The organism is Streptomyces sp. JN8, assembly GCF_055808075.1.
The window spans coordinates 7,208,227-7,221,385 of record NZ_CM147852.1 but is presented as its reverse complement, the minus strand read 5'-3'; the positions used below and the strand labels follow the sequence as shown (position 1 = coordinate 7,221,385).

General features: G+C 76.5%; 10 protein-coding genes. 6 read left to right on the top strand and 4 right to left on the bottom strand.

The features are described 5' to 3' along the window. Positions 1 to 6: 6 nt before the first annotated feature. From ACY0MR_RS31945 to ACY0MR_RS31935, 3 genes are read right to left on the bottom strand one after another with little or no spacing between them, the layout of a single operon-like run. Entirely contained in the window at positions 7 to 225 is a 219-nt protein-coding gene (locus tag ACY0MR_RS31945; RefSeq protein ID WP_404083236.1) for an aroma-sacti cluster domain-containing protein, read from the bottom strand. Beyond that, positions 222 to 1,037 (bottom strand): iron-containing redox enzyme family protein, encoded by an 816-nt coding sequence (locus tag ACY0MR_RS31940; protein WP_473556815.1) that lies wholly within the window; start codon positions 1,035 to 1,037, stop codon positions 222 to 224. Before ACY0MR_RS31940 ends, ACY0MR_RS31945 begins: the two co-directional genes overlap by 4 nt. After that, the gene (locus ACY0MR_RS31935) at positions 1,034 to 2,185 is read right to left on the bottom strand and encodes a radical SAM protein (RefSeq protein WP_473556812.1); all 1,152 of its coding nucleotides are present in this window, start codon (positions 2,183 to 2,185) and stop codon (positions 1,034 to 1,036) included. Before ACY0MR_RS31935 ends, ACY0MR_RS31940 begins: the two co-directional genes overlap by 4 nt. A 614-nt stretch (positions 2,186 to 2,799) precedes the next feature. Here ACY0MR_RS31935 and ACY0MR_RS31930 point away from each other — a divergent pair. From ACY0MR_RS31930 to ACY0MR_RS31905, 6 genes are all read left to right on the top strand, one after another. Then, positions 2,800 to 4,005, top strand: coding sequence for a glycosyltransferase (locus ACY0MR_RS31930; RefSeq protein WP_473556810.1), 1,206 nt, complete (start codon positions 2,800 to 2,802; stop codon positions 4,003 to 4,005). Further along, a complete protein-coding gene (locus ACY0MR_RS31925; RefSeq protein ID WP_473556808.1) occupies positions 3,977 to 4,987 on the top strand; it encodes a DUF6895 family protein in 1,011 nt (336 codons plus the stop codon). Before ACY0MR_RS31930 ends, ACY0MR_RS31925 begins: the two co-directional genes overlap by 29 nt. Before the next feature lie 86 nt (positions 4,988 to 5,073). Further along, entirely contained in the window at positions 5,074 to 6,222 is a 1,149-nt protein-coding gene (locus tag ACY0MR_RS31920; RefSeq protein ID WP_473561941.1) for a radical SAM protein, read from the top strand. Between the two features lie 2 nt (positions 6,223 to 6,224). Beyond that, positions 6,225 to 7,157 (top strand): DUF6895 family protein, encoded by a 933-nt coding sequence (locus tag ACY0MR_RS31915; protein WP_473556807.1) that lies wholly within the window; start codon positions 6,225 to 6,227, stop codon positions 7,155 to 7,157. Next, complete coding sequence (locus ACY0MR_RS31910) at positions 7,154 to 8,662, top strand: MFS transporter (protein ID WP_473556804.1); 1,509 nt, start codon at positions 7,154 to 7,156, stop codon at positions 8,660 to 8,662. Before ACY0MR_RS31915 ends, ACY0MR_RS31910 begins: the two co-directional genes overlap by 4 nt. Continuing rightward, entirely contained in the window at positions 8,659 to 10,914 is a 2,256-nt protein-coding gene (locus tag ACY0MR_RS31905; protein WP_473556802.1) for a prolyl oligopeptidase family serine peptidase, read from the top strand. Before ACY0MR_RS31910 ends, ACY0MR_RS31905 begins: the two co-directional genes overlap by 4 nt. A gap of 220 nt (positions 10,915 to 11,134) precedes the next feature. Here the strand turns inward: ACY0MR_RS31905 and ACY0MR_RS31900 are convergent, their stop codons facing one another. Then, on the bottom strand, positions 11,135 to 13,030 hold the full coding sequence (locus ACY0MR_RS31900) for an AfsR/SARP family transcriptional regulator (RefSeq protein ID WP_473556799.1): 1,896 nt from the start codon (positions 13,028 to 13,030) through the stop codon (positions 11,135 to 11,137). Positions 13,031 to 13,159 lie beyond the last annotated feature (129 nt).

Sequence of the window (13,159 nt, the reverse complement as noted above, 5' to 3'; positions counted from 1 at the left end):
CCGGTGTCAGAAGAGGGCGCCGCCCGCCACGTCCGCGTGGGCCTGGACCTCGGGGGCCGCGGCGTCGAGCCGGCCCCGGATGTCGACGAGCAGGGCGAGCTCCTCCGGGGTCAGTGCCCTGATCACGTCCTGCTGCTCGTCGCTCAGGGCGTGCACGTCGAAGCCCGCGGCGGTCAGCGCCTCCAGGGTGGGCTCCGTGCCGTGTGGGGTGGCGTCGTGGCTCATCGGTGGCCTCCGGGGTCCTCGGCGAGGGAAAGGAACAGACGGGTGAGCAGGTTCGCGGTGTGCAGGGCGCTGACGGCGACGGCGGTCTGCCGGGCCGGGCCGGGCGCGAGCGCGTCGAGGACCCGGTACAGGTCGTCGAGGTGCCCGCCGTCGAGTGCGGCGTGCTCCCTGAGGGTGCGGAACGCGCGGCCCGGCAGCCCGGTGGCCCCGGCCAGGTGGTCGGCGAGCCGGGGGCCGGGGGCGTTGCCCTCCAGGACGGCGATGTAGCCGAGGAGCGCGACGGGGTGCTCGTGCTCGATCCGGTAGTACTGCGCCCCGGCGAGTTCCACGGCGACGGGGTGCGGGACGGCGGCCGGGCCCGCGCCGGCGGCGGCCAGGTCGTCGAGCAGCCAGACGTCGTGGTCGCGCTCCTCCTCGGCGTGGCGGAGGAAGTACGCGGCGAGGAGCCGCGCGGCCGGGTCGTCGGGCCGCTCGGCGCACCGTTCGGCGGCCCGCAGCAGGAGGGGCACCGAGGCGCGTACGAGCGGATGCATGGCGGCCAGGTAGCGCACGTACCGCGGGCGCAGGCCGTCGGGTCGCCACAGAGCGGCGGTGGCGGCCCGGAGGACGGGCGCGGTGGGGGCGAGCTTGGTCCGCAGGGCGAGGGACGCCCGGACCGGAGCGGTGCCCCCGGCCGTCGCCGTGCCGGGCGCCGGGGTGCCGGCCGTCGCGGTGCCGGTCTCCGGGGTGGCGGATCCGGCGGTGAGTGCGGCGGTGGCGTCGGGCGTGGCCGTGTCGGGGGTGGCGGTGGTCGCGGTGGCGAGGGCGTTCATCGGGGGCTTCTCTCCTCTGCGGTGGGCGGCGCTTCGGTGAGCGGTGCGGGGTCCGCGGGCGCGGACCCCTCTCCGGACGAGGGGTCGACCAGGTGCGCGTAGCGCGCGCAGCCCATGCGCCGGACGAGCGCGGCGGGGCCCGCCGCGCGCTGCTCCTGCGTGGTGAGCCGGTCGAGGAGTTCGCCGACCCGGCCGCCGGCGTCGCGGGCCGCGCCGGCCAGGACGGCGGGCCGGTCGGCGAGGGCGTGGCAGCTGCGGCAGTAGCCGTCCGGGGCCGGCGCGGTCTCGTAGCGGGCGTGCAGCCGCCGCGGGCCGACCGCGCGCAGCATCCGCAGCACCGGGGAGCCGAGGGAGCGTTCGCGGACGGTCGGCCAGTCGTCGTCGGCGATGTGTCCGAGGCGCAGGTGCGGGGGGACGGGGCGCCGGTCGACGGTCCACTGGTTGCAGCAGGCGGCGACCGTCCCGTCGAAGGCGACGACCGGCCAGGCGGCGAGGGTGCAGGGGGCCGTCAGGCCGTCGTCCGGGCCGCGCGGTGTCGGCCGGACGAGGCCGGCGGCGCGGCCGAGCGGCCGCACCTCGTTGACCAGGAGGGGCATCCGGGACCCGAAGGCGCGGCGCACGTCGGCGACGACCTCAGCGAGGTACGGGTCCCCGCCGTCCGCTCCGGTGGCGCCGCCGGTCAGGTGGATGCTGGCCGGGACCCCGGCGTCGAGGACGGCGCGGAGGGCGCGCAGGACGTCCGCGCGCGGGACCTCGCGCTCGTGGTGGACGTCCAGACTCGCCGAGAAGTGGTCGAGGGTGGTGATCGTCCGCATGATCCGTTCGGGGACGCGGCCCCCGCGGGCGAAGAACATGCCGCTGAGCAGTGCCACCCGGGAGCCCTTGGCGCGGGCGAGGCCGGCCGCGCGGGCGGCCAGTTCGGGCAGCAGCAGCGGCTCCCCGCCGGTCAGCATGACGACCTCGGGCCGGTCGTCGGCGCCGAACGAGGCGATGAAGTCCAGGAGTCGTCCGCGGTCCGGTTCCTCGGAGGCCGTCATGGAGGAGTTCGTGGAGCAGTGGGCGCAGCTGAGGGGGCAGCGGCGGGTCAGCGCGACCATGAGACCGCCGCAGGGCACCGGCCGCAGGCCGATGAGCTCCGCCAGGTCCATGTCCGCCTCCTCTTCCGTGGGTTCGTCCCGGGCCGGGTGCACGGGCGCGTGCCCCGGCCCACCGCCGGCCGGCGTGCGGTCCGTGACCGCCGCACCCGTGGCGCGCGCGGAGCATGCCCGGATCGTGGCCCGGGGCGGCAGGCTTCCGGTTCACGAACGCCTGGCGATCGGTTAAGTCCCTGGCCGGGAGGGGGCGGACGGGCCGCGGGCGTCCCGGTGCGGCGTCCGGACGGGGGCTCGGGCGCCCGCCGCGGGGGCGTGCCGGGGCCGCGTCGTCGGCGTATACCGGCGTCCAACCGCCGACCAGGCGTTCCCATACCCGCCGTTCGTACGTTTTTCCCAGCCGGCGCAGCGACGCCGCCAAACGAGGAGGACGAACATGCCCGAGAACACGAACCCGAAGCCGGTCGAGGACGAGGACATCGAGGTCGTGGCGCACGGGGAGGCCGAGGAGGACGAGGCCGGCTGCATCATCAACAACTCCAGCGACATCTCCTGACGCGACGCGTCTCGTCCTGAGTACCTCGCGGGCCACCCGGTTCTCGGCGGATCACGCCAGGAACCGGGGGGCCCGCGGCCACTCGCCCGCCCGATCCCGAGGGAGCGCGCACGTCGTGAAGATCCTGCTCTGCCCGCTCAGCGACGGCGGCTACCTCTACCCGGCGCTCGCGGCCGGCCGGGAGCTGCGCCGCCGCGGCCATGACGTCGGCGTGCTCGCCCGGTCCTCCGCCGGGCCCGTCGTGGCCGAGGCCGGACTGCCCTGCGCGACGGCCGAGGACTTCGGCGGCCACCGGGCCTTCTCCGCCACGTGGTGGGGCCGTACCGGTGCCGCCCAGTACCGGGCGGTCCTGCGCGCGGCCCGCGCCGCGCGGGCCGACGCCCTCGTGACCTCGGTGCTGTGCAACGGGGCCCTGCTCGCCGCCGAGACCCTGGACATCCCGGTCGTCGTGGTCGGGCTCTCGGTCCACCTGTGGGACTACCGGAGCGGCGGCGAAGGGGAGCCGTCCCTCGGCAGGACCCGGGAGAGCCGGACCCGGGACAGCCTGGAGCTCCACGCCGCAGTGCGGGAGGAGACCGGGCTCTCGGGGCGGTCCTCCCGCTGGGGGGACGATCCGCTCCTCGGTGACGCGCTCCTGCTCCGCGGCGATCCGGAGCTGGAGTACCCGGGGGCCGAACTGCCCGACCGGGTCCACCACGTGGGGCCGCTGGCCTGGGAGCCGGCGCCGGGTCCCGGCGAGTGGGAGGCGGTCGAGCAGCACCTGGCGCGGACCGGCGGGGACCGGCCCGTCGTCTACGTGCACCTGGGACGTTTCTTCGGCGGCCGGACCCTGTGGCCGCGGCTCAACGAGGCGTTCACCGGCGGGCCGTTCCGGGCGGTGGTCGAGCAGGGCCGTTCGACCGACCCCGCGCCCGCTCCGGACGCCGACATCCTGCTCGTACGGAAGCCGTGGATGGGGCCGCTCGTCGACGCGGCCGACCTGGTGCTGGCCAACGGCACGTCGGCACCGGTCCTGTCGGCCCTGCTGCGGGGCCGCCCCCTCGCGCTCTCCCCCAACGGCTCCGAACAGCCGCTGCTGACCGGCGCCTGCGTGCGGGCCGGCGTGGCCGTGCGCGACCCGAAGACCCCGTCCGTGGACCTGTCGGCGCTGCTGGAGTCGGCGGCGCGCGACGAAGGGCTGCGGACCCGAGCCCGAGCGCTCGGCGACAGGCTGGCCGCGGCGGACGGCGCGGCCCTCGCGGCCGACATCGTCGAGCGGGTGGCTCAGGCATCCGCGATCCCGAAGGAGAACCATGAGTACGCGATCAGTCGGCCTCGATGAGGCCGTGGCGAGCCTGTCCATGGGCGCGCGGCACTGGATAGCGCGGCACGCGGGGTACCTGGACTCCCCCGCCGGGCACGCGGAGCTGCCGGTGACCCCGCGCGTCAAGGCGCTCCTGCAGCTGGCGCTGCTCCGCCGCTACTGGAACGAGTCCGCACCGGACGAGACCGCCCTGCGGGAGACCACCGCGATCGTCGAACGGGCCTTTGAGCGACCCGACTTCCCGCGGCTCCTCACCCTCGACGCGCGGTACGCCCGGCAGTTCGAGCTGATGTACGCGGCGCTCGTCCCCGCGGGGACCGCCGCCGACGCCCCGCGCGCCGTCCTGGCCCGGCTGGCGCGCGACGGCTACCTCGCACCCGGGCGGAAGGCTCCGTACCTCCACCTGGAGGCCCGGTTCTACGCCGATCTCGCGGGCGCGGAGCACACGTTCGCCTCCTACGCGGAGCTGTACGCGGCCAGCCTGACGGCCCGGGCGGCCACCCTCCCCGTGGCCGACCTGGACGCCTGCGTGGTCACCCACACCGTCTTCTACCTCACCGACTTCGGCCTGCGGGACGCGGGCCTCGGCGACGAGGCCCGCGAGCAGGCCCTCCAGGTCGTGGAGCGGCTGACCCACCACTGCCTGGGCCTCGGCGAGTGGGACCTCGTCGGCAAGCTGGTCCTCGCGCAGTACTGCCTGGGCGCGGACCCCCTCGGCACGCCCTCGGGGGCGGCCGGCATCCGCATGCTCGCCGAGGTGCAGGCGCCGGACGGGGCGATCCCCGGGAAGTCCGTCGTCCGGCGCGCCCCGGCGGACGCGACGCCCGTGCAGTACTTCCGGAAGTCGTACCAGGCGACCCTCGTCACCGCGCTCACCACCCTGGTCGTCGGGAGCGGCCGGCCCGCCGCCGCCCTCCGCGGCCCCGCGGCGGGCGGCGTGGGAGGCCCGGCCGGCCCGGGCACCCCCGCGGCGACGGCGGTACGGGAGGCGAGGCGGTGAGCATCGACCAGTCGACGGTCACGGCTCGGGCGGCGGACCCCGCCCCGGCGCCCGGCACCGACCTCGCCTCCTCCGGAGCGCGCCTCCTGCGCGGCGACCGCACCTGGTGGTTCCTCGGCCCGGGCGGCGTCGCCCGGCTCGCCGACCGCCACGTCACCCCCGACGGCGGCCTGCGCCCCGAGGCCGAGCGGCGGCTGCGCGCGAGCGGGATGTTCACCCCGGTCGCGATCCGGTCGTACGCCCTCACCGTCCTCACCAGCACCCACTGCAACCTGGGCTGCGGCTACTGCTTCCAGAACACCGCCCAGGACCTGGCGGGCGGCAGCCGGCCGCCCCGGATCGCCCGGACCCGGCTCACCTCGGAGACGATCACCTCGATCCTCGGGTTCACCGGGGAGCGGATGGCCGAGGCCGGCCTGGAGAAGCTCCGGATCCTGCTGTTCGGCGGCGAGCCCCTGCTCAATCCCCGCGGCTGCCTCGAACTCCTGGAGCGGGCCGCCGGCCTCGCCCCCACCTCCGCCTGGATGATCTCGAACGCCACCCTCCTCACCCCGTCCCTGGCCCGCCGGCTCCACGACCGCGGCCTGACCTCCGTCCAGGTCACCTTCGACGGCGACCGCGACGACCACGACCGGATCAGGGTCGGGCGGGCGGACGGCAGCGGCACCTTCGACAAGATCGTCCGGAACATCGTGAAGGCCTCCGAGGCCACCCCGATCCGCTGGACCCTGCGGGTCAACGTCTCCCAGGAGACCTTCCACGGCGTCGACGCCCTGATCGACCGGCTGGGCGCCGCGCTCGACCCGGCGCGCTGCACGCTGTACTTCGCCCGGATCGGCGACGTCGGCGTCGGCTACGCGAACAGCCTCCTGCACAACGGGGAACTCTCCGCGGCCTTCACCCGCTGGCAGCGCAGGGCCCTCGAACTGGGCTTCGCCGTGAACCGCCCCGGCGGCCGGAAGACCTGCGTCACCTGCGGCCACGCCGACGGGCGCTACGGCGCGGTGGTGAGCGCGGACGGGACCCTGGCCAGTTGCTGGGAGACCGCCGGCAAACCCGACTGGGAGGTCGGCACGGTCACCGACGGCTACCGGCCCGGCGCGGGCACCGGCGACCGGTGGATCGCCTGCCAGGACCTCTACAGCTACGACGAGGACGCCCGTACCCTCGCCAGGTTCCGCGACACGGTCGACACCGCCCTGCTGGACCACCTGCACGAGACGGGGCGCCTGTAGCCATGCCTCCCTCAGCACTGGAGCAGCTCGCCGCCGGCACCCTGGACTGGCTGGTCGGGAACCTCGACCACTTCGACCCGTTCCGGGCGCCCGTCCCCTCGACGCACCACGCGAGGGCCAAGGCGGCGCTGGAGCTCGGCCTGCTCTGCCACCGGGCCGAGCGGCCCGGCGACGCCCCGGATCCGCTGGCCCCGGCGACCGCGCTCGTCCGCAAGCTCTGGCAGGACCCGGACTTCCCCCGGCTCTTCGAGGACAGCCCGGCGTACGCCTCCACGTACCGGCTGGTCTACGCCGCGCTCGCCCCCCACGGCATCGACCCCACCCCCTGCCGCCAGGCCCTCGCGGCACTCGACCCCGGCTTCCTGAGCCCGGAGGGCAAGTCGCCGTACCTGCGCGCCGAGGTCCGGTACTACGCCGACAAGGCGGGGCTCCGGCACGGCATCGAGCCGTACGCGGAGCTGCTCCCGCGGAGCCCGCTCGTCGCCTTCCGGGCCGCCGCACCCGCGGCCCCGGGGGTCCCGACGGCGCCGCTCACCGTCCCGCAGGCGTACGCCCTCACGCACACCGCCTTCTACCTCGGCGACTTCGGCCGCGTCGACCCCGGGCTCTCCGGCGCCGACCTCGACCACGCCCGCTCCCTGACGCACGCGATGCTGGGCCACTGCGTCGCGGAGGACCTCTGGGACCTGGCGGCGGAGCTCGTCCTCACCCAGTTCGTCCTCGGGGAGGACCCAATGCGCACGCCCTCCGGAGCCGCGGCCGTGGAGTGCCTCGCGCGCGCCCAGCGACCCGACGGGGCGCTGCCCGGGAGGTCGCCCGCGCGCGCGGCCGAACCCGGCGCCCCGGCGGGCGCGTTCTTCCGGAGCGCGTACCACACCACCCTGGTGACGGCCCTCATGGCGTCCGTCGTCACGTCGCCGAGGAGGCTCCCATGACGCCGCGCCTCACCCTGATCAACCGCGACTACACGCGCCTCTGGTTCGGCCAGGCCGTCTCCTCCGTCGGGGACGCCGTCTTCAGCACGACGCTGGTCCTGTGGGTGGCGACGGTCCTGGCGAAGGACGAGGCCTGGGCGCCGCTCGCGGTCAGCGGCGTGCTCATGGCGTCGAGCGTCGCCGTCCTCGGCATCGGCCCGCTCGCGGGCGTGTTCGTCGACCGCTGGGACAAGCTGGCCACGCTCCTGCGCACCGAGGTGGTGCGCGGGGCGCTCGTGGTGGTGCTGACCCTCGTCTCCCTGCTGCCGACCGACGCGCTCCCGGTGGGCGTGTGGCTCGCCCTCGTCTACGCGACGGTGCTCCTGCTGCACGCCTCCGGCCAGTTCTTCTCGCCGGCCCGCTTCGCGATCCTCGCCGACCTGGTGAAGGGGGACGCCGACCGCGCCCGCGCCGCCGGCATCGGGCAGGCCACCGGCGAGACCGCCTGGATCATCGGCCCCCCGCTCGCCGCGCCGCTGCTGTTCGCCGCGGGCATCCAGTGGGCCCTTCTGTTCAACGCGGTGTCGTACGCCGTGTCGTACGTCGCGATCCGGTCCATCGAGGTCCCGCCCGCCGCGGCCGGCCGCGCGGCCTCCGCCTCCGGGGCCGCCGCGAGCGGCCCGGCACCGGCGCGCCTCCGGCCCAGCCTGCGCGGCGAGTTCGCGGACGGCGTGCGCTTCTTCGCCCGCAGCCGGTTCCTGGTCGTGCTCCTGCTGCTCGCCGTCATCGGGCAGTTCGGGCTCGGGGCGCTCAGCACCCTGAACGTCTTCTTCACCACCGACAACCTCAACGCCGACGCCCACCTCTACGGCTACATCGGCATGGCGATGGGCATCGGCGGCATCACCGGCGCGCTGAGCGGGGGCCGGGTCGTGCAGTGGCTCGGGGCGCGCCGGAGCACCTGGATCAGCCTGCTGGTCAGCGGTGTGCTGCTGGTCGCCTACTCCCGGCAGACCACCTTCCTGGGCGGCATCGCGCTGCTCTTCGTCTTCACGGTCCCGCTGACCGTCCTCAACACCGCGATGGCGCCGCTGCTGCTCGCGGCGGCGCCCCCGGACCTCCGGGGGCGGGTGATGGCGGTCTTCTACCCGGTCACGAAGCTGGCGTCGATGCTGGCCGCCGTCCTGTCCGGCTGGCTCGCCGGTTCGGTGCTCACCGACGTCGCGGGCTCGGTCGCCGGGGTCCGGTTCGGCCCCATCGACACGATCTTCGCGGTGTCCGGACTCGTCGTCGTCCTGTCGGGCGTCTTCGCGTGGCTCGCGCTGCCGGGGACGGGGACCGCGGCGAAGGACGCCGGGGAGTCCCCCGGGGACGGCGTGGAAGGCGCTCCGGGCGGCGCCGGGGAGCCGGGGGACGAGCCGGAGCCGGCACCGGACGGGGCCGACGCGCTCACGGTCGACGCCACCGCCGCGGCCGGACCGCGCGGCCGCCGTCCGCACGACGACGAACGAGGGAGACCGGAGTGACCACCGACGCCCGACCGACACGGCACCCCTACCCGCACGCGGAGCGGCAGGACGTCGTCGAGGAGCTCCACGGGGTGCGCGTCCCCGACCCGTACCGGTGGCTGGAGGAGGCCGACACCGCCGCGACCCGCCGCTGGAGCGCCGAGCAGGACGCCCTGTACGCGGTGGAGCGGGCGGGCTGGCCCGGTCTGGAGCGGTGGGAGGCGGAGGTCGCCGCGCTCGGCGCCGGCGTCCGGGTCCGGACGCCCGAGGTCCGCGGCGGCAGGGTCTTCTGGCTGCGGCAGGAGCCGGGCCAGGAGCATCCGGTGCTGATGGTGGCCGAGACCGCGGCGGTGGGGAGAGGGGCCGGGGCGGGCGCGGCCGCCGGTCCCGCCCCGGAGACCGCCCTTCCCCCGGCCGCCGCCGGGCGGGTGCTGCTCGACCCCGGCGCCCTCGATCCGACCGGCCGTACGGTGCTCGACGCCTGGGAGCCCTCCGTGGAGGGCGACCTGCTGGCCTATCAGGTGTCGCGGGACGGCACGGAGGACTCCCTGCTGCGGGTGATCGACGTGGCCACGGGGGAGGTCGTGGACGGACCGCTGGACCGGGTGCGGAAGTCGTCGGTCGGCTGGCTGCCCGGCGGACGCGCGTTCTACTACGTCCGCCGGCTCGACCCCCGGCTGCACCCCGGCGAGGAGCGCTACCACCGCCGGGTCTGCCTGCACCGGCTCGGCACGTCCCCGGAGACGGACGCCGTGGTCTTCGGCGAGGGACGCGACCGTACCGAGTTCTACAGCGTCTCGGTGACGGCGGACGGGCGCTGGCTCGGCATCACGGCCACCCTCGGCACCGGCCGCGGGACCGACGTCCACGTGGCCGACCTGTCCGCCGCGCCGGCGGACCGTCCGCCGCTCCGGCCCGTCCAGGAGGGCAGGGGCGCCGCCACCCGGCTGCACGCCGTGCCCGGCACCGGGCCGACGGACCGGATGTGGCTGCGGACCGACCGCGGCGCGGAGCGCGGCCGGGTCGTCGCGTGCCGGCCCGACGCCCTCGAACGCGGCCCCGACGCCTGGGAGGAGGTCGTCCCCGAGCGGCCGGACGCGGTACTGACCCATCTGACGGTGCTCTCCGGTCCCGCACTCGCGCACCCGCTGGGACTCGTCGCCTGGACCCGCGACACCGTGGCCGAGGTGACGCTGCACGACCTGGCCGAGGGCCGGCCGGTCGCCACCGTGCCGCTCCCCGGCACCGGCGCGGTCGGCGACTTCTCGGCGTCGGCCGACGGCCACGAGGCGTGGTTCGCGTACACGGACTTCGTCACCCCCGTGCAGATCCTCCACTTCGACGCGCGGACGCACCGCCTGACCCACTGGGACCCGGACGGTGCCGGGGCCGGCGGGGCCTCCGGTCCCGCCCCGGTGACCCCGGCCGGCGGGTCGGCCGCGGTCGGGGCCGTCACACGCCAGGTCGCGTTCCCCTCGCGCGACGGGACGACCGTGCGGATGTTCGTGATCTCCCCCACCGGACGCCCGGACCGGCCGCGCCCGGCGCTGCTCACCGGGTACGGCGGCTTCGGCCGCACGATGTCACCCCGCTACCGCGCCCAGGTCCTCGCCTGGGTCCGGGCCGGCGGGGTCTTCGCCTGGGCGGGGCTCCGCGGCGGCGGCGAGGAGGGGGAGGCGTGGCACCGGGCCGGGAGCGGCGCGCACAAGCAGAACACCTTCGACGACTTCTCCGCGGCGGCCGACCGGCTCGTCGAGGAGGGCTGGACCGAGCCCGGCCGCATCGCGATCATGGGAGGTTCCAACGGCGGGCTGCTGGTCGGCGCGGCGCTCACCCAGGAGCCGGGGAAGTACGCCGCCGTGGTCTGCTCCTCGCCGCTCCTGGACATGGTCCGCTACGAACGGTCCGGCCTCGGCCCCAGCTGGAGGCCCGAGTACGGCAGCGCGCAGGACCCGGCGGGGCTGCCGGTGCTGCTCGGCTACTCGCCGTACCACCGGATCGCGCCGGGGACCGCGTACCCGGCGGTGCTCCTGACCGCCGCGGACGGTGACACCCGGACCGACCCCCTGCACGCCCGCAAGATGTGCGCCGCGCTCCAGCACGCCACCTCGGGCCCCGGCCCGGTCCTGCTCCGGCTCGAACAGGGCGTCGGCCACGGCGACCGGGCCGCGTCCCGCGCGGCGGCGCTCCAGGCGGAGTGCCTGGCCTTCCTCGCGTCCCACGTGGGCCTCCCGGCCCCGGCCCCGCGGGCGGGCGCCGGGCCCCGGTGACCCCCGGCGGCGGGGCCCGCTCCGGGCCCCGCCGCCGCGTCCGCCCGGGTCCCGGCTCCCCACCCCCCAGGGGGTGTCGTGTCGATCGGGCCGGATCAGGGAGCGGGGTCCGGCGCCGTGGATCGCACGGCGGAGAGGTACCCGCGTACGGGACGTACCCGGGTACCTCGACCACGCGGCGAGGTGCGGCGCGGGTCAGGCAGGATCCGGAAGAGACGGCCTAGGTGAGCACCGGTGTCCCGTGGCCGACGCCGCGGGCGTAGAGCCGGATCAGGTGCGGCATGTCGTACTGCACCGCGTGCGCGGTGACCTCGCCGCCCGGCGACGTGACCATGCCGGCGTCGATGAGCGCCTCCACCACCCGCACCGCGTGCCGTTCGTCGCAGCCGAGCGCCTCCGCCGCCTCCGTCAGGCCGAACGGACCGTCCCCGGTGCCCGCGGCCAGCCGGCCGGCGTCCCGGCCCCGGTCCTCCGGAAGCGCCTCCCAGCCGTGGGCGAGCCGCTGCCGTACGGAGACGTCACCCGCGGTCAGCTCGTCCAGGGCCCCCGCGGGATCCGTCAGCCGGTCGGCGAACTCCCGCAGCGGGACGTGGCGGAGCACCGCGAGCCGCATGCCGCTGACCCGGACCGCCAGCGGCGACCCGCCGCACGCGCGGACGATCCGCAGCGCCGCCTCCCGGTCGGCCCGGACCCGCCGCGGGCCGACGAGCCCGGTGAGCAGCTGCACGGCGTCGGCCGTGTCGAGCGGGGGGACGGTGATCCGGTGGACCGGTGCCAGTCCGCCGAGTTGGCCGCGGGCGGTGAGCAGGACCCTGCCGCGTCCGCCGCACGGGAGCAGCGCGCGCACGGCACGCTCCTCGGGCACGTCGTCGAGGATCACCAGGACGCGGTGGCGGGCCAGCCACTCACGCCAGGCCTCGGGGCTCGGCGGAACGGTCCGCCCCGTCCGCTCGCCGAGCTCCGCGAGGACGGCGGAGAGGGGGCGGGCCGCGCCGTCCGCGTCCCGGAGGGAGACGCAGAGGCGGCCCTCGGGGAACCGGGCGGCGAGGAGGTGGGCGGCCCGCACCGCCAGCGCGGTCTTCCCCGAGCCGGCCGGGCCCGACAGCAGCACGACCCCGCCCGCGTCCCCCGCCGCGCCGCCCCTCCTACCGGCGCCGCCCGGCCCGGCCGGGGCCGGGGCGTCGCCGTCCTCCAGCAGGTCGAGGACGTCGTGGAGTTCCTGGCCGTGTCCCGTGAAGTCGACCAGGTCGGGCGGCAGCAGCACCGCCGGTGCGGGTGGTACGGCGGGTCTTCCGCCGCTCGGCGGGGCGCCGGCGCCCGCGCCCGGCCGGGTGTCGCCGGCGAGGACGTCCCGGTAGCGGGCGGTCATGGCTCCACTGGGCTCCAGCCCCAACTCCCGTGCCAGCAGCTGACGGTAGTCGTCGTAGACGGCGAGCGCCTCGGGCTGCCGGCCCGCGCCGCTGAGCGCGCGCATCCAGGCCGAGCGGAGCCGTTCCCGCAGCGGGTGGCGCTCCACCAGGTCACGCAGCCCCTCGACCACGGCCGGTGCGCCACCGAGCTCCAGTTCGGCCTCCGCCCAGCTCTCGTACGCCGCCACGTGACGCAGCCGCAGGCGCTCGGCCTCCTCGGCCAGGGCGGGCGACTGCCGGAGGTCGTCCCCGAGCGGGGCGCCCCGCCACAGGTCGAGGGCCCGTCCCAGCAGCTGCGCGGCCTCCCGGGGAGGGCGGCCCTCGGCGGCCCGGACCAGGGAGCGGAATTCCAGGAGGTCGAGCTCGTCCTCCGCCGCGCGCAGGACGTAGCCCCCGCACGTGTGGGTGAGCCGCGGCCGGTCGCCCGTGTCCCCTTCGCCCGGGCAGAACAGGGCGCGCAGGGCGCTCACGTACACCTGGATGTTCTTGCGGGCGGTCCGCGGGGGCTCGTCCGGCCAGACCGCCTCGGTCAACGCGTCGACGGAGACGGGCGCGTTGGCGGCGGCGAGCAGGGTCGCCAGCACCATGCGCTGCTTCAACGGGCCGAGGGGCAGGTCCCGGCCGTCCCGATGGACCGCGAGCGGGCCGAGGACGGTGAACCGGAGTGCGCCGGGTGAGGCGGCGGGCTGCGCGGACGGACTCGGCATCGAGCGAACCTCCGTATGGTGACGGGAGTTGGTCGGTCTGCTCGATGATCCGGCGCGCGGAACCTTCACACATCGGTACCGGACCCGCACAGTCGCACCCTCCCCGGCCGCGTCCTGGGGGACGCGACC